The organism is Streptococcus downii, assembly GCF_004353325.1.
Taxonomy (GTDB): Bacteria; Bacillota; Bacilli; order Lactobacillales; family Streptococcaceae; genus Streptococcus; species Streptococcus downii.
The window spans coordinates 277,054-295,182 of sequence record NZ_MZNX01000009.1; the positions used below are offsets into that span (position 1 = coordinate 277,054).

Annotated in this window: 14 protein-coding genes; 13 read left to right on the forward strand and 1 reads right to left on the reverse strand. The window is 41.6% G+C overall.

Features of this window, described 5'->3' with window-relative positions; all coding sequences use genetic code 11:
• Positions 1-202: 202 nt before the first annotated feature.
• The 11 genes from E2R31_RS07620 to E2R31_RS07670 all read left to right on the forward strand — a co-directional run bounded on the left by E2R31_RS07620 (position 203) and on the right by E2R31_RS07670 (position 13,823).
• A complete protein-coding gene (locus tag E2R31_RS07620) occupies positions 203-1,186 on the forward strand; it encodes an acetylxylan esterase (protein WP_132973774.1) in 984 nt (327 codons plus the stop codon).
• A gap of 327 nt (positions 1,187-1,513) precedes the next feature.
• Positions 1,514-5,065, forward strand: coding sequence for an SIALI-17 repeat-containing surface protein (locus tag E2R31_RS07625; RefSeq protein ID WP_132973776.1), 3,552 nt, complete (start codon positions 1,514-1,516; stop codon positions 5,063-5,065).
• A 245-nt stretch (positions 5,066-5,310) separates the two neighbouring features.
• Positions 5,311-6,009: an N-acetylmannosamine-6-phosphate 2-epimerase gene (locus tag E2R31_RS07630; RefSeq protein ID WP_132973778.1), complete on the forward strand. Its 699-nt coding sequence runs from the start codon at positions 5,311-5,313 to the stop codon at positions 6,007-6,009.
• Between the two features lie 114 nt (positions 6,010-6,123).
• Entirely contained in the window at positions 6,124-7,452 is a 1,329-nt protein-coding gene (locus E2R31_RS07635; RefSeq protein WP_132973780.1) for an ABC transporter substrate-binding protein, read from the forward strand.
• A gap of 219 nt (positions 7,453-7,671) precedes the next feature.
• Positions 7,672-8,538 (forward strand): carbohydrate ABC transporter permease, encoded by an 867-nt coding sequence (locus E2R31_RS07640; RefSeq protein ID WP_001209417.1) that lies wholly within the window; start codon positions 7,672-7,674, stop codon positions 8,536-8,538.
• 15 nt (positions 8,539-8,553) lie between these two features.
• Complete coding sequence (locus E2R31_RS07645) at positions 8,554-9,393, forward strand: carbohydrate ABC transporter permease (protein ID WP_070696207.1); 840 nt, start codon at positions 8,554-8,556, stop codon at positions 9,391-9,393.
• Positions 9,394-9,620: 227 nt separating this feature from the next.
• Entirely contained in the window at positions 9,621-10,073 is a 453-nt protein-coding gene (locus E2R31_RS07650) for a NanQ anomerase/TabA/YiaL family protein (RefSeq protein ID WP_049537109.1), read from the forward strand.
• Positions 10,074-10,093: 20 nt separating this feature from the next.
• The gene (locus E2R31_RS07655; protein ID WP_084926105.1) at positions 10,094-10,738 is read left to right on the forward strand and encodes a DUF624 domain-containing protein; all 645 of its coding nucleotides are present in this window, start codon (positions 10,094-10,096) and stop codon (positions 10,736-10,738) included.
• 171 nt (positions 10,739-10,909) lie between these two features.
• On the forward strand, positions 10,910-11,827 hold the full coding sequence (locus E2R31_RS07660) for a dihydrodipicolinate synthase family protein (RefSeq protein WP_132973782.1): 918 nt from the start codon (positions 10,910-10,912) through the stop codon (positions 11,825-11,827).
• A 17-nt stretch (positions 11,828-11,844) separates the two neighbouring features.
• Entirely contained in the window at positions 11,845-12,729 is an 885-nt protein-coding gene (locus E2R31_RS07665; RefSeq protein ID WP_132973784.1) for an ROK family protein, read from the forward strand.
• A 329-nt stretch (positions 12,730-13,058) separates the two neighbouring features.
• Positions 13,059-13,823 (forward strand): class I SAM-dependent methyltransferase, encoded by a 765-nt coding sequence (locus tag E2R31_RS07670; RefSeq protein WP_132973786.1) that lies wholly within the window; start codon positions 13,059-13,061, stop codon positions 13,821-13,823.
• A 395-nt stretch (positions 13,824-14,218) separates the two neighbouring features.
• Here the strand turns inward: E2R31_RS07670 and E2R31_RS07675 are convergent, their stop codons facing one another.
• Positions 14,219-15,070, reverse strand: a complete 852-nt coding sequence (locus E2R31_RS07675; RefSeq protein ID WP_125844343.1) for a MurR/RpiR family transcriptional regulator — start codon at positions 15,068-15,070, stop codon at positions 14,219-14,221.
• Positions 15,071-15,326: 256 nt separating this feature from the next.
• On the opposite strand from E2R31_RS07675, the gene pbp2b reads away from it, so the two are divergent.
• Positions 15,327-17,369: a penicillin-binding protein PBP2B gene (pbp2b, locus tag E2R31_RS07680; RefSeq protein ID WP_132973788.1), complete on the forward strand. Its 2,043-nt coding sequence runs from the start codon at positions 15,327-15,329 to the stop codon at positions 17,367-17,369.
• Positions 17,370-17,379: 10 nt separating this feature from the next.
• Positions 17,380-17,976 carry a recombination mediator RecR gene (recR, locus tag E2R31_RS07685; protein ID WP_000966754.1) on the forward strand — a complete coding sequence of 199 codons (597 nt, stop codon included), beginning with the start codon at positions 17,380-17,382 and terminating at the stop codon, positions 17,974-17,976.
• The last annotated feature ends 153 nt before the right edge of the window (positions 17,977-18,129 follow it).

Genomic DNA, 18,129 nt, shown 5'->3' on the forward strand with positions numbered 1-18,129 from the left:
AAACCGTCAAACTAGAGAAAGGAGCTAGCACCTATTGATACACAGAGAGCGGAAACGCTCTTTTTATTTTTAAAACTACTTTCAGATGATAGGTTTGAAGTTAGAGAATCTAAAATCACTTTCTATTTGCCATTCTTTCTTGCATTGCTTTCCTAGATATGCTACAGTTGTGATAGCGATTACAAAATTAAAGGAGCATGCTATGAAACATCCAGCTTTGTTAGAAGAAATTAAGACTTATAAAGGACGGGATGAGGTTCCAGAAGACTTTGATGCTTTCTGGGATGAGGAATTAAAAAAAGTTTCCACTCTTCCAGCCTACCAGTTGGAGGAAAGAGATTTCCACATTCCTCAAGTCAAGTGTTATGAGCTGACCTTTGAAGGAACCAATGAAGGCAAGGTCTACGCACGCGTCGTCCTTCCAAAGAGTGAGGGTAAAGTTCCCCTAATCTTCCACTTTCATGGTTATATGGGACGTGGTTGGGACTGGGCTGACATGCTGGCCTATACTGTGGCTGGTTACGGTGTTGTTTCCATGGATGTGCGGGGCCAGTCGGGCTATTCGCAAGACGGCTTGCGTTCTCCTCTTGGAAATACTGTGAAGGGGCATATCATCCGTGGTGCTGTGGAAGGTCGGGACCACCTCTTTTATAAGGATGTCTATCTGGATATTTACCAGTTGGTTGAAATTGTTGCCAGTCTGCCTCAGGTGGATGAGAAGCGACTTTCTAGCTATGGTGCCTCACAAGGAGGAGCTTTAGCTCTGGTTGCATCAGCGCTCAATCCTCGGATTCAGCGAACAGTTGCCATCTATCCTTTCTTGTCAGACTTTAGACGAGTGCTTGAGATTGGCAATACCAGTGAAGCCTATGATGAACTCTTCCGTTATTTCAAGTTCCACGATCCCTTCCATGAAACAGAGGAAGAAATCATGGCGACTCTTGCCTATATCGATGTGAAAAATCTTGCCCATCGTATCAAGGGTGAGGTCAGGATGATTACGGGCTTGGATGACGATGTTTGCTATCCCATTACCCAGTTTGCGATTTACAACCGTCTGACCTGTGACAAGTCCTATCGCATCATGCCTGAGTATGCTCACGAAGCCATGAATGTTTTTGTCAATGACCAAGTCTACAACTGGCTCTGTGGCAGTGAGATTCCTTTTTCCTATGTAAAAAAATAACTTTGAGAGGGCACTAGCTCTCTTTTTTATCACAAAACCCTGAAAGTACTTTTTGTAAATTTAAAATATTAAATTATTCTTGAAAGTAGAATCTATTCTATATCATTTAGCTATAAAGTTCAGAGTTTATTGTATAATAAGGGAAAGACATTGTGCGAAAGGAGGAAACTTTCCGCTGTTTGGTCAGAGAGTAAGAGCAGTGGACGTTTGAAGAATGGGAGGTCTCATTCAGTCGGTTACTTTCTTTTTACTTGTTTAGTTGGAGGAACTAAAAATTTTAAGAAAAAAAGAAAGCGCTTTATTTTTATGAAAAATGAAAGGACAAACATGAATTATAAATCTTCACATCGGAAACAGCGATATGGCATTCGGAAATTTGCGGTTGGGGCGGCATCTGTAGTGATTGGTACAGTAGTATTTGGAGCAAATCCAGTATTAGCTCAAGAGCAAGCCAATGCAGCAGGAGCCAATACAGAAACTGTCGAACCTGGTCAAGGTTTATCAGAATTGCCAAAAGAAGCGTCCTCGGGAGATCTTACTCATTTGGATAAGGATTTGGCTGGTAAATTGGCAGCAGCACAAGACAACGGCGTTGAGGTGGACCAAGATCACTTGAAAAAAAATGAGAGTGCAGAATCAGAAACCCCATCCTCTACGGAGACCCCTGCAGAAGAAGCAAATAAGGAAGAGGAATCAGAGGATCAGGGTGCTATTCCTCGTGACTATTACTCAAGAGATTTAAAAAATGCTAATCCTGTCCTTGAAAAAGAAGATGTTGAAACCAATGCAGCAAATGGTCAGAGAGTTGATTTATCAAGTGAACTAGATAAACTAAAGCAACTAAAAAATGCTACAGTTCACATGGAGTTCAAACCAGATGCATCAGCTCCACGCTTTTACAATCTCTTCTCTGTATCCAGTGACACCAAGGAAAATGAGTACTTTACTATGTCGGTCCTTGATAATACAGCTCTTATTGAAGGGCGTGGCGCTAACGGAGAGCAGTTCTATGATAAGTATACAGATGCTCCTTTGAAAGTTCGCCCAGGACAATGGAATTCCGTGACTTTTACTGTCGAACAACCGACAGCGGAGTTACCTCATGGTCGAGTTCGTCTCTATGTGAACGGTGTCTTATCTCGAACAAGTCTAAAATCTGGGAACTTTATCAAAGATATGCCAAATGTTAATCAAGCTCAACTTGGAGCAACCAAACGGGGCAAGAAAACAGTTTGGTCCTCAAATCTACAAGTTCGAAACCTAACCGTTTATGATCGTGCTCTAAGCCCAGATGAAGTTCAAACACGGAGTCAATTATTTGAAAGAGGTGAATTGGAACAGAAACTTCCTGAGGGAGCAAAAGTTACTGAGAAAGAAGACGTCTTTGAAGGTGGTAGGAACAATCAACCAAATAAAGATGGTATCAAGAGTTATCGTATCCCAGCTCTTCTCAAGACTGATAAAGGAACGCTGATTGCTGGAACGGATGAAAGACGTTTGCACCATTCTGACTGGGGAGATATTGGGATGGTTGTTCGTCGTAGCTCAGATAATGGAAAAACATGGGGAGACCGAATTGTAATCTCAAATCCTCGTGACAATGAGCACGCTAAACATGCAGATTGGCCATCTCCAGTCAATATTGATATGGCCTTGGTACAAGACCCTGAAACAAAGAGAATTTTTGCAATTTACGACATGTTCCTTGAAAGTAAGGCAGTATTTTCATTGCCGGGACAAGCTCCGAAAGCTTATGAACAAGTGGGAGATAAAGTTTATCAAGTTTTATATAAGCAAGGAGAATCAGGTCGCTATACGATTCGAGAAAACGGAGAGGTTTTCGACCCTCAAAATAGAAAGACAGATTATCGCGTCGTCGTTGACCCTAAAAAACCAGCCTACAGCGATAAGGGGGATTTGTATAAAGGGAATGAGCTAATCGGAAATATTTATTTTGAGTATAGCGAGAAGAATATTTTTAGAGTTTCCAATACCAACTACCTATGGATGTCCTACAGTGATGACGATGGGAAGACTTGGTCTGCACCAAAAGATATTACACATGGGATTCGGAAAGATTGGATGCACTTCCTAGGAACTGGACCTGGTACTGGGATTGCCTTGCGTACAGGACCTCATAAGGGAAGACTGGTGATTCCAGTTTATACAACAAACAACGTTTCCTACCTAAGTGGTTCTCAATCATCTCGTGTAATTTATTCAGATGATCATGGTGAAACATGGCAAGCAGGTGAAGCAGTTAATGATAACCGTCCAGTAGGAAACCAAACCATTCACTCTTCAACCATGAATAATCCAGGTGCCCAAAATACGGAGTCAACTGTTGTTCAGTTGAATAATGGGGATCTCAAGCTCTTTATGCGTGGGTTGACTGGCGATCTTCAGGTTGCGACCAGTCATGATGGGGGAGCAACGTGGGATAAGGAAATCAAACGTTATCCTCAAGTAAAAGACGTTTATGTTCAAATGTCCGCTATTCACACCATGCATGAAGGAAAGGAATACATTCTACTCAGCAATGCTGGTGGTCCTGGACGCAACAATGGTCTGGTTCACCTGGCTCGTGTTGAGGAGAATGGTGAGTTGACATGGTTGAAACACAATCCTATACAAAGTGGTAAGTTTGCTTACAACTCACTCCAAGAACTCGGAAATGGCGAATATGGTTTGCTTTATGAGCATGCGGATGGTAATCAAAACGATTATACTTTATCCTATAAGAAATTCAACTGGGATTTCTTAAGCAAAGACAGAATTTCTCCTAAAGAAGCAAAAGTGAAATACGCGATTGAAAAATGGCCAGGCATTCTTGCTATGGAGTTTGATTCGGAAGTATTGGTCAACAAGGCACCAACCCTTCAATTGGCAAACGGTAAAACAGCACGCTTCATGACCCAGTATGACACAAAAACCCTCCTATTTACGGTGGATTCAGAGGATATGGGTCAAAAAGTTACAGGTCTGGCAGAAGGTGCTATTGAAAGTATGCATAATTTACCAGTCTCTGTAGCGGGCACTAAGCTTTCGAATGGAATGAACGGAAGTGAAGCTGCTGTTCATGAAGTGCCAGAATATACAGGCCCACTAGGGACAGCGGGTGAGGAACCAGCACCAACAGTTGAAAAACCAGAATTTACAGGCGGTGTGAATGGTGAAGAGGCCGCAGTTCATGAAGTGCCAGAATATACAGGTCCATTAGGCACAGCGGGTGAAGAGGCAGCTCCGACAGTCGAGAAGCCAGAATACACAGGCGGAGTTAATGCTGTTGAGGCCGCAGTCCATGAAGTCCCAGAGCACACGGGCCCACTAGGGACAGCGGGTGAGGAACCAGCACCAACAGTTGAAAAACCAGAATTTACAGGCGGGGTTAATGCTGTTGAGGCCGCAGTCCATGAAGTCCCAGAGCACACAGGCCCACTAGGGACATCCGGCGAAGAGCCAGCCCCAACAGTCGAGAAGCCAGAATACACAGGCGGAGTTAATGCTGTTGAGGCAGCTGTCCATGAACTTCCAGAGTACACAGACCCATTAGGCACAGCGGGTGAAGAGGCCGCTCCGACAGTTGAAAAGCCAGAATTTACAGGCGGGGTTAATGCTGTTGAAGCCGCAGTCCATGAAGTACCAGAGTACAAAGGTGGTGTGAATGGCGCTGAGGCAGCTGTGCATGAAATCGCAGAATACAAGGAAATTGATTCACTTGTAACTCTTACTAAAAAAGAAGATTATACTTACAAAGCTCCTCTTGCTCAGCAGACACTTCCTGATACAGGGAACAAGGAGAGTGGCTTCCTAGCTTCACTAGGATTAACAGCTTTCTTCCTTGGTTTGTTTGCAATGGGGAAAAAGAGAGAAAAGTAAGAGAATAATTCTAATCATTTGACTTTGTAAAAATAGAAGGAGATAGCAGGTTTTTCAGTCTGTTATCTTTTTCTTTCGGCTCAAGGTGTGCTAATAAGAAATTCTAAGATGCCTGAAACTACTTTCAGGATAGTCTGTTCTATAAAATAGTTTTGAAACTGAAATCTATTCCACTACAAACTATTGAAAGCGCTTAACAAATGATATATAATAAGCCCATAAGAACAAGAAAGGGAGGAAATGGGATGCCACAGATTAGCAAAGAAGCCTTGATTGAACAAATCAAAGATGGAATCATTGTTTCTTGTCAGGCACTTCCTCATGAACCGCTTTATACAGAAGCGGGAGGAGTCATTCCCTTGCTAGTCAAAGCGGCTGAGCAAGGTGGAGCAGTCGGTATCCGAGCAAACAGTGTTCGCGATATCAAGGAGATTAAGGAGGTTACGAAACTCCCGATTATCGGGATTATCAAACGTGACTATCCGCCGCAGGAACCGTTCATTACAGCTACTATGAAAGAAGTTGATGAACTGGCTGAACTAGACATTGAGGTCATTGCTCTGGATTGTACCAAACGTGAACGTTACGATGGTTTGGAAATCCAAGACTTTATCCGACAAGTCAAAGAAAAATATCCGCATCAACTCTTGATGGCTGATACCAGTACTTTTGAAGAAGGAATTGCAGCAGTTGAAGCAGGTGTTGATTTTGTCGGAACAACCCTATCAGGTTATACCTCTTATAGTCCGAAAGTGGATGATCCAGACTTTGAACTGATCAAAAAACTGTGTGAAGCAGGTGTGGATGTCATCGCTGAAGGGAAAATTCATACACCAGAACAAGCTAAGCAAATCCTTGAATATGGGGTGCGAGGCATCGTTGTTGGTGGAGCTATTACTAGACCAAAAGAGATTACGGAACGCTTTGTTGCCGGTCTTAAATAATACAATCTCAAAACAGAGGAGAGTGGTCGATGCGTCAAATGAAATGAAAACGTATACAAATAGAAGGTTACTCACTATCCAATATGGACACGCTTAACAATTAGGAGAATACAAATGAAATTTAGAAAACTAGCTTGTACAGTACTTGCAGGTGCTGCGATTCTTGGCCTTGCTGCTTGTGGTAACTCTGGTGGAAGTAAAGATGTTGGAAAATCAGGAAGCGATAGCGGAAAAACAGAAATCACTTGGTGGGCATTCCCAGTATTTACACAAGAAAAAACGGGCGATGGTGTTGGAACTTATGAAAAATCAATCATCGAAGCTTTCGAAAAAGCAAATCCAGATGTAAAAGTGAAATTGGAAACCATCGACTTCAAGTCAGGTCCAGAAAAGATCACAACAGCCATCGAAGCAGGAACAGCGCCAGACGTACTCTTTGACGCACCAGGGCGTATCATCCAATACGGTAAAAATGGTAAATTGGCTGAGTTGAACGACCTCTTCACAGACGAATTCGTCAAAGATGTCAACAACGAAAACATCGTACAAGCAAGTAAGGCTGGAGACAAAGCTTACATGTATCCAATCAGTTCTGCTCCATTCTATATGGCTATGAACAAGAAAATGTTGGAAGATGCTGGAGTTGCGAACCTTGTAAAAGAAGGTTGGACAACTGATGACTTTGAAAAAGTTTTGAAAGCGCTTAAAGATAAAGGATATACACCGGGTTCATTGTTCAGTTCTGGTCAAGGGGGAGACCAAGGAACACGTGCCTTCATCGCAAACCTTTATGGCGGTTCTGTAACAGATAAAGATGTAACAAAATATACAACTGACGATCCTAAATTCGTCAAAGGTCTTGAAAAAGCTGCTAGCTGGATTAAAGACGGTCTATTGAACAACGGTTCACAATTTGACGGTGGAGCAGACATCCAAAACTTTGCGAACGGTCAAACATCATACACAATCCTTTGGGCACCAGCTCAAAACGGTATCCAAGCGAAACTCTTGGAAGCAAGTAAGGTAGACGTGGTAGAAGTACCATTCCCATCAGACTCTGGTAAACCATCTCTTGAATACCTTGTAAATGGATTTGCAGTATTTAACAACAAAGACGATAAGAAAGTCGCAGCTGCTAAGAAATTCGTTCAATTCATCGCAGATGACAAAGAATGGGGTCCTAAAGACGTAGTTCGTACAGGTGCCTTCCCAGTTCGTACTTCATTTGGCAAACTTTATGAAGACAAACGTATGGAAACAATCAGTGGCTGGACTAAATACTACTCACCATACTACAATACTATCGATGGATTTGCTGAAATGAGAACACTTTGGTTCCCAATGTTGCAATCTGTATCAAATGGTGACGAAAAACCAGCGGATGCTTTGAAAGCCTTCACTAATAAAGCTAACGAAACCATCAAAAAAGCTACAAAACAATAAGCACTAAGTCAGATTGATTCCCCCCTTTTCCCTGAGCACTACGGTGTAAGAAAAGGGGGACTTTTGTTTGAAATGGTAGGAACTGTCACGAAATTAAAATGAAGTTCTTACATAAGCGAATCTTAAAAAATTTCATTTTGGTTTTAAAACAGTTCAAGAAAATCAAAAACTATTCTATTTGAAAGAGAGGTGCCGACTGTGAAAGTCAATAAAATTCGTATGCGGGAAACAGTGATTTCCTATGCTTTCCTAGCACCAGTATTGTTCTTCTTTGTTATCTTTGTCTTGGCTCCTATGATTATGGGATTCATTACAAGTTTCTTTAACTACTCCATGACCAGCTTTGAGTTTGTTGGCTTGGACAACTACATTCGTATGTTTAAAGACCCTGTCTTTACTAAGTCTTTGATCAATACCGTTATCCTAGTTATTGGATCAGTACCGATTGTGGTTCTCTTCTCGCTCTTTGTAGCATCTCAAACCTATCATCAAAATGCCATTGCCCGTTCTTTCTATCGTTTCGTCTTCTTCCTTCCTGTAGTTACAGGTAGTGTTGCCGTAACGGTTGTATGGAAATGGATCTATGACCCCCTATCAGGGATTCTAAACTTTGTCCTTAAGTCAAGCCACATCATCAGCCAAAACATTTCTTGGCTGGGTGACAAAAACTGGGCCTTGCTAGCGATTATGATTATCCTTTTGACAACATCTGTTGGTCAACCGATTATCCTTTATATCGCTGCCATGGGGAATATTGACAACTCACTTGTTGAAGCAGCGCGTGTAGACGGTGCGACTGAGTTTCAAGTCTTCTGGAAGATCAAATGGCCTAGCCTTCTTCCAACAACTCTTTACATCGCAATCATCACAACCATCAACTCATTCCAATGTTTCGCCTTGATTCAGCTCTTGACATCTGGTGGCCCAAACTACTCAACAAGTACCTTGATGTACTACCTTTACGAAAAAGCCTTCCAATTGACAGAGTACGGCTATGCAAATACCATCGGTGTCTTCTTGGCAGTGATGATTGCCATTGTCAGCTTTGCTCAATTCAAGATCCTCGGAAACGACGTAGAATACTAAAGAAAGGAGACAGTTATGCAATCTACACAAAAGAAACCTTTAACAGCTTTCACTGTTATTTCAACGATTATCTTGCTCTTGTTGACCGTACTGTTCATCTTTCCATTCTACTGGATCTTGACAGGGGCTTTCAAATCACAGCCTGATACCATTATGATTCCGCCACAGTGGTTCCCTAAAATGCCAACCATGGAGAACTTCCAACAACTCATGGTGCAAAACCCTGCTATGCAGTGGATGTGGAACTCTGTATTTATCTCACTAGTAACCATGTTCCTAGTCTGTGCAACCTCTTCTCTAGCAGGTTATGTATTGGCTAAAAAACGTTTCTATGGTCAACGCATCCTCTTTGCAGTCTTTATCGCTGCCATGGCACTTCCAAAACAAGTTGTCCTTGTACCATTGGTACGTATCGTCAACTTCATGGGAATTCACGATACTCTCTGGGCAGTGATCTTGCCTTTGATCGGATGGCCATTTGGGGTCTTCCTTATGAAACAATTCAGCGAAAATATCCCGACAGAATTGCTTGAATCAGCTAAAATCGACGGTTGTGGTGAGATTCGTACTTTCTGGAGCGTAGCCTTCCCTATCGTGAAACCAGGATTTGCAGCTCTTGCGATTTTTACCTTTATCAATACTTGGAACGACTACTTTATGCAGTTGGTTATGTTGACTTCACGTCAAAACTTGACCATCTCACTCGGGGTTGCGACCATGCAGGCCGAAATGGCAACCAACTATGGTTTGATTATGGCGGGTGCAGCTCTTGCAGCCGTGCCAATCGTAACAGTCTTCCTTGTCTTCCAAAAATCCTTCACACAGGGTATTACTATGGGAGCTGTTAAAGGATAATACTTGCGAAAATCGAGTTTAAACTACACCAGCACCACCTTGCCATACTTAAGTATTGCCTGCGGTTAGCTTTCTAGTTTGTTCTTCGATTTTCGTTGAGTATAAGAGAATATAGAGTTATAAGTGTCTACAAAATGGAGAGTATGCAGTTACTTCGTGAAGTTTTGTCAGACACTTATCAACTTAATTTATGATTTTAGTTATCTATCAGAAACGAAGGAAACAGTATGATTTTTGACGATTTGAAAAACATCGCCTTTTACAAGGGAATCCATCACAATCTAGACAAGGCTATCGACTATCTCTATCAGCACCGTAAGGATTCTTTTGAACTCGGTAAGTATGAGATTGACGGGGATAAGGTCTTTCTAGTTGTTCAGGAAAATGTCCTTAATCAAGCTGAAAATGATCAATTTGAGCACCATAAGAACTATGCAGACTTGCATTTGCTGGTAGAAGGACATGAATATTCGAGCTACGGTTCACGTATCAAAGATGAGGCAGTAGCATTCGACGAAGCGAGTGACATTGGCTTTGTCCATTGTCATGAAAAATACCCACTCTTGTTGGGCTATCACAATTTTGCGATTTTCTTCCCAGGAGAACCGCATCAGCCAAATGGCTATGCAGGGATGGAAGAGAAGGTTCGCAAATATCTCTTTAAAATTTTGATTGATTAAAAGAATCAGGAGGAGCAAACATGGCACAAAAAGGAGTAAGCCTTATCAAGGCAGCATTTGATACAGATAATTTTCTCATGCGTTTCAGTGAGAAGGTCTTGGATATCGTGACAGTCAATCTTCTTTTTGTCGTCTCTTGTTTGCCCATTGTGACGATTGGAGTGGCGAAAATCAGCCTCTATGAAACCATGTTTGAGATTAAGAGAAGCAGACGAGTTCCAGTTTTCAGAACCTATCTAAGAGCTTTCAAGCAAAATCTGAAACTGGGGCTTCAGTTAGGTCTGTTAGAGTTGGGCATTGTGTTATTAAGCCTTCTAGACCTCTATCTTTTCTGGGGCCAGACAGCTTTGCCTTTCCAGATTGTGAAAGCAATTTGTTTGGGGATTCTCATCTTCCTCACTCTGGTGATGCTAGCTAGTTATCCCATCGCTGCGCGCTATGATTTGTCTTGGAAAGAAGTGCTGCAAAAAGGGCTTATCTTGGCAAGTTTTAACTTTCCTTGGTTCTTCCTCATGCTAGCCATTCTCTTTCTCATAGTGATGGTTCTCTATCTGTCCGCCTTCACTCTCCTTTTGGGTGGGTCAGCCTTTATCCTCTTTGGTTTTGGTTTGCTAGTCTTTCTCCAAGCAGGATTGATGGAGAAAATTTTCGCCAAATACCAGTAGGATGAGGTGTTTCTGAAACTACTTTCAATCGTTACAGTTTCTAAAATACAGGTAGAAACTAAAATCTAAGTGTATACAAGATATTGAAAGCGATTTTCACAAGGTGTATACTAAACTTGTAAAAAAATAGAACTGCTCTCAGCAGAAAAAAGAAATCTTAGGAGAAAATCTATGTCAGATTTGAAAAAATACGAAGGTGTCATTCCAGCCTTCTACGCATGTTATGATGATCAAGGAGAAGTCAGTCCAGAGCGTACGCGTGCCTTGGTTCAATACTTTATTGATAAGGGAGTTCAAGGTCTCTATGTCAATGGTTCTTCTGGTGAATGTATCTACCAAAGTGTGGCAGACCGCAAGTTGATTTTGGAAGAAGTCATGGCAGTTGCCAAAGGGAAATTGACTATCATCGCTCACGTAGCTTGCAACAATACCAAAGACAGTATGGAACTTGCTCGCCACGCGGAAAGCTTGGGTGTAGATGCCATTGCAACAATCCCACCGATTTACTTCCGCTTGCCAGAATACTCAGTTGCCAAATACTGGAATGATATCAGTGCTGCAGCTCCAAACACAGACTACGTGATTTACAATATTCCTCAATTGGCAGGTGTTGCTTTGACTCCAAGTCTCTACACTGAAATGTTGAAGAATCCTCGTGTTATCGGTGTTAAGAACTCTTCTATGCCAGTTCAAGATATCCAAACCTTTGTCAGCCTTGGTGGAGAAGACCATATCGTCTTTAATGGTCCAGATGAACAATTCCTAGGTGGTCGCCTCATGGGTGCCAAAGCTGGTATTGGTGGTACTTATGGTGCTATGCCAGAACTCTTCTTGAAACTTAATGAGTTGATTGCTAAGAAAGATTTGGAAACAGCGCGTGAATTGCAATACGCTATCAACGCAATCATTGGTAAATTGACTGCTGCACATGGAAATATGTACGGTGTCATCAAAGAAGTCTTGAAGATCAATGAAGGACTTAACATTGGATCAGTTCGTTCACCATTGACACCAGTGACTGAAGAAGATCGACCAGTTGTAGAAGCAGCAGCAGCCTTGATTCGTGAAACCAAGGAGCGCTTCCTCTAATCCATAAGGAGGTATTTATGACACACTACGTTGCAATTGATATCGGTGGAACCAACATCAAATATGGTTTGATTGACCAAGAAGGCCAACTTGTTGAATCGCATGAAATGCCAACCGAGGCGCATAAGGGTGGACCTCATATCTTACAAAAGACAAAAGATATCGTAGCCAGCTATTTAGAAAAAGGCCCAGTAGCAGGTGTTGCCATTTCTTCTGCAGGAATGGTGGATCCTGATAAGGGGGAAATTTTCTATGCGGGACCTCAAATCCCTAACTATGCAGGAACCCAGTTCAAGAAGGAAATCGAGACTAGCTTTAATATTCCTTGCGAAATTGAAAATGATGTCAACTGTGCAGGTCTTGCTGAGGCAGTATCTGGTTCAGGCAAGGGAGCGAGTGTGACACTTTGTTTGACCATTGGAACAGGTATCGGTGGTTGCTTGATTATGGATGAGAAAGTTTTCCATGGATTTAGCAATTCAGCCTGCGAAGTCGGTTACATGCATATGCAGGATGGGACTTTCCAAGATTTGGCTTCTACGACAGCTTTGGTGGAGTATGTAGCAGCAGCTCATGGTGATTCAGTTGATCAGTGGAATGGCCGACGCATTTTCAAGGAAGCTACCGAAGGAAACAAGATCTGTATGGCAGGTATTGACCGCATGGTAGATTACCTTGGAAAAGGTCTGGCAAATATTTGCTATGTTGCCAATCCAGAAGTGGTCATTCTCGGTGGCGGTATCATGGGGCAAGAGGCTATCCTCAAACCAAAGATCCGCACAGCCTTGAAGGCGGCCTTGGTACCAAGCCTAGCTGAAAAGACGAGATTAGAATTTGCCCATCACCAAAACACAGCAGGGATGTTGGGAGCCTATTATCATTTCAAAACAAAACAATCCTAGTTTGGAGCTATAGAATTAAGAAAAACACTTAGTCACTACTTGAGTGAAAACTGTTTTGCTTAATTCTTTTTTTGATGAAAAATTTGAGCCAAAGGAGGTAATCGTGAGAAACTAGGAGAAAATAACCGACTTGCATGAGAAGTTAAGGAGAGAGCAATTCTATCATCCATTGAATTGATATTTAGCTTGAGTAAATGAGAAAATGTGGAAAAGTGATATAATGAGATGGATGAGAATTGACAAATTAGAATTTGTAGAGGTGATAAAACTGTAATGGCAACCTATTCACCTGAAGTCGAAATCATATAAAATTACGAGGAGATTGTAAGATGAGTAATTATATAAAATTAAATGAAGATAGATGGAATAATGTAAAAAATGACTACACTGAGCCGTTGACACATGAAGAATTAGAAGAAGCTAGAAAACATCCAATTTCTGTTGCCTTAACTGTTGGAAAAAAAGTTCCAACAGAATGGTTTGAAAAAGCCAAGGGAAAAAAGATATTAGGTTTAGCTTGTGGTGGTGGTCAGCAGGGTCCCGTTTTTGCTGCAAAAGGTTATGATGTCACCATCATGGATTTTTCTACATCACAATTAGAAAGAGACGAGATGGTTGCTAAAAGAGAAGGCTTAAAGATCAATACCGTTCAAGGCGATATGACAAAACCTTTTCCATTTGAAGATGAAACTTTTGATATTGTTTTTAATCCAGTTTCAAATGTATATATAGAAGATTTAGAAAACATGTATAAAGAAGCCGCTCGAGTATTGAAAAAGGGTGGACTGTTAATGGTCGGATTTATGAATCCTTGGATATATATGTATAATGCTGACATTGTATGGGACAAACCCGATGAGGAATTACTTTTAAAGTTTTCACTACCTTTTAATTCAAGAGAGCTTGAAGAGGAAGGCGAAATCACCATCAATCCAGAATATGGATATGAATTTAGCCATACCTTAGAAAATCAGATTAGAGGACAACTAAAAAATGGTCTCGCTATGATCGATTTTTATGAATCATGTGACAAAAGACATCGATTATCACGGTATGGAAATGACTATATCGCTACACTTTGTATTAAACTATGATATTATAGAACGTACCTCAGGAGAATAGCTCATTTATGTTCCTGAAGGGTTAAAATTTAAATCTCAGTTTGTCGAAGCAAAACAATTAAATAAAATTAAAGAGAGGAAGTAAAAGCAAATAGCCGATACTTCCTTTTTGTTGTCAAACATTCAAAAACAGAAAGGAGAATTTAAGGAAGAATTGAAAAACGCAGATAAAAAAGCATCAGCACAAAGGGAAAAATAGGAAAGACCACCTATTAGCCAATTATCATTTTATACTCAATGAAAATCAAAGAGCAAAGTAGGAAGCTAGTCGTAGGCAGTACTTGAGTACGGTAAGGCGACGCTGACGTGGTTTGAAGAGATTTTCGAAGAGTATTAAAACAAAAGAATCCTAGTTTGGTTGAGCCAAACTAGGATTTTCTAACGCGTTTTTGTCTACAATAGCCGTTGAGTTTTTTATTTTCCCAATAGCTGTTAAAGATTTTTTCCTTGCTCTCGCGATTGATTTCTAAAAAGTAGGCATAAATCAAATCTATTAAAATGAGCATAGGGAGCTGAGCGGAAATACGCTGGATGTAAGAAGATTGGCTATGATTTGCGACGAGGACTGTTTCGGTATAAGCCTGACTATTTTTGTTTGGAGCGCTGGTAAAGAGAACGGTCTTAGCCCCCATTTCCTTGGCATCCAACAAACTATCGAGGACGGATTGGGTAGTGCCTGATAGGGAAAAGCCAAGTACCAAACAGTTTTCATCCATGATACTGGTCGTCCATGCAAAGCCATCCTGATCGGTCAAAGCTTCACAGACAACACCTAGACGCATAAAACGGAGTTTCATCTCACGGGCAATCAGACCAGAACTTCCCGTTCCAAAAAAGTAAACTCGTTCAGCGTCATCGATTAGCTGGGCAACTCGTTCCAGTTGTTCTTCGTCGATCAAATCCTGTGTTTGTTCTCGCATGGTACTGTAGCTTCGTAAAACACGTTTGGTCAAAGGACTGTGTTTGTGCGAATGAGTGTCCGGTTTACTAGCCTGGTGCTGGTATTGAAAGACAAATTCTCGATAGCCAGTAAAGCCACATTTTTTTGCAAAACGGGTAAGAGCAGCTTGGGAAACATGCAGTTTTTGAGTAACCTGTTGCGATGATAGATCATCCACAATCGTATCTACCTGCAAAAAATAGCGAGCGATTTCCTGCTCTAACTCTGTTAATTCTTCAAAATGAAGATCAATAATAGTTGCGATATCCTGCTTTTTCATGGAGCTCCTTTTCATGAGTCAAACTCTTAAAAGTTGACGATTGCCTGCTTATTAACATCATTATATCATAGAAGTTAGGATAACTAAATAAAAAGGCATTTTCAGTTAAAAGTCAAAAAATGCTTCGACTTTTCCAAGAGTTTCTCCGTAAAATATGGTACAATGAAATGTACTGAGCTTCACCCGTTTGCTCTATTATTTTAGCTGAAAATGAAGGTGAAAATCGGAAATTTTTCTAGAAAAGAGTCTTAGTTGTATGAGAAAATTTAATAGCCATTCGATTCCGATTCGGCTTAATTTACTGTTTGCCATTGTTATCCTGCTGTTTATGACCATTATCGGTCGATTGTTATACATGCAGGTACTGAATAAAGATTTCTATGAAGCAAAGTTGGCATCAGCCAGCCAGACTAGGGTGACAACCAGTTCAGCTCGAGGGCAGATTTATGATGCAGCAGGGAAACCCTTGGTAGAAAACACTGTCAAGCAAGTTGTTTCTTTCACCCGAAACAACAAAATGACAGCAGCAGAATTGAAGGAGACAGCCAAGAAACTTCTCACATATGTGAATGTAACCTCCCCTAATCTGACAGACCGTCAGATTGCAGACTACTACTTAGCGGACCAGGACGTTTACAAAAAAACAGTCGAATCCTTGCCAAGTGATAAACGTCTAGATTCAGATGGAAATCGCTTATCAGAAGCGACTCTCTACAATAATGCGGTTGAAAGTATTGATGCGAGTCAACTCAATTATACAGATGACCAGAAAAAGGAGATCTATCTCTTTAGTCAGCTCAATGCCGTTGAAAATTTTGCGACGGGAACCATTTCTACGGATGCCTTAGATGATACCCAAGTTGCTCTCGTTGCATCAGCGTCCAAGGAATTACCAGGTATCAGTATTTCAACCTCATGGGATAGAAAAGTCCTAGACACTTCTTTGTCTTCAATTGTAGGTAGTGTATCAAGTGAAAAATCAGGTCTTCCAGCAGAGGAAGTCGATGCCTATCTTAAAAAAGGGTATTCTCTCAATGACCGAGTGGGAACTTCCTATCTTGAAAAGCAATATGAAGATGTTCTCCAAGGCAAACGCTCCGTCAAAGAAATCCACCTCGACAAACACGGAAATATGGAAAGTGTAGAAAATGTCGAAGAAGGAAGCAAAGGAAACAATATCAAGTTAACGGTTGACCTAGCGTTCCAGAATGGTGTGGATGATCTACTCAAGAGCTACTTCAACTCGGAGTTGGGTAACGGTGGAGCCAAATACTCTGAAGGAGTCTACGCTGTAGCCCTCAATCCTAAAACCGGTGCAGTTCTAGCTATGTCAGGTGTCAAGCATGATGTTGAATCAGGCAAACTGAGCTCAGACTCTCTAGGTACAGTCACTAACGTCTTTGTGCCAGGTTCTGTTGTCAAGGCGGCAACCCTTAGCTCTGGTTGGGAAAATGGGGTCTTGTCAGGAAATCAAACTTTGACAGATCAGCCGATTGTTTTCCAAGGTTCGGCTCCGATCAATTCATGGTATACCTTGTCCTACGGTTCTTTTCCTATCACAGCGGTTGAAGCCTTGGAATATTCTTCAAATACATACATGGTGCAAACAGCTCTGGGAATAATGGGACAGACCTATAAACCCAATATGATGGTAGCGACGGGTCAACTAGAGACAGCAATGGGCAAATTGCGATCAACCTTCGGGGAATATGGACTCGGAGCTTCAACAGGGATTGATCTTCCAGATGAATCAACAGGATTTATACCAAAAGAATTTGATTTGGCCAACTATCTAAATAATGCCTTTGGTCAGTTTGACAACTACACACCTATGCAGTTAGCCCAGTATGTCGCGACCATTGCAAACAACGGCGTACGATTGGCTCCCCACATCGTTGAAGGGGTTTATGGAAACAATGACCAAGGTGGCTTAGGTAGTCTAGTTCAAGAAACAGCTACCAAGGAAATGAACAAGGTTAATATCTCAGAAGCAGATATGGCTATCTTGCAACAAGGTTTCTATCAAGTTTCTCATGGAACGAGCGCTCTGACAACTGGTCGTGCCTTTTCAAATGGCGCAGCCGTTTCCATCAGTGGAAAGACAGGTACTGCCGAAAGTTATGTTAATGGCGGTCAAAAAGCCAACAATACCAACGCAGTTGCCTATGCACCAACCGAAAATCCACAGATTGCGGTTGCAGTCGTCTTTCCTCATAACACCAACCTTACAAACGGTGTCGGACCTTCGATTGCACGCGACATTATCAATCTTTATAACAAACACCATCCAATGAATTAGAAAGGAACATATGCTGTATCCAACACCTATTGCCAAGCTGATTGATAGCTATTCAAAGTTACCAGGTATCGGGATCAAAACGGCTACCCGTCTAGCCTTCTATACCATTGGGATGTCTGATGACGATGTCAATGAATTTGCCAAAAACCTACTGTCTGCCAAACGGGAATTGACCTATTGTTCCATCTGTGGTCGTTTGACCGATGATGATCCTTGCTCGATCTGTACGGACCCGACTCGAGACCAGACAACCATCTTAGTGCTAGAAGATAGTCGCGATGTTGCAGCTATGGAAAACATCCAAGAATACCACGGACTCTATCATGTCTTGCATGGCCTCATTTCTCCGATGAATGGCATCAGTCCAGATGATATCAATCTCAAGAGTCTCATGACCCGTCTCATGGATAGTGAGGTTTCAGAGGTGATCGTGGCAACCAATGCGACGGCTGATGGGGAAGCGACATCTATGTACCTCTCTCGTCTCCTCAAGCCAGCTGGTATCAAGGTGACTCGCCTAGCACGAGGCCTGGCCGTGGGAGCAGATATCGAGTATGCGGATGAAGTCACACTCTTACGAGCTATTGAAAATCGAACAGAGTTGTAGGAGTAAAAAAATTTACGAACTCAATTCATTTATGCAAGAACGGAGAGACCGAGTTTGTCGTTATCGGTCTCTTTTTATATTTCTTTACTACCAGTACCATGTTCAAGTTTCAAAAAAGAAGCAAATATGATATACTAAGGTGCGAGTATTCTA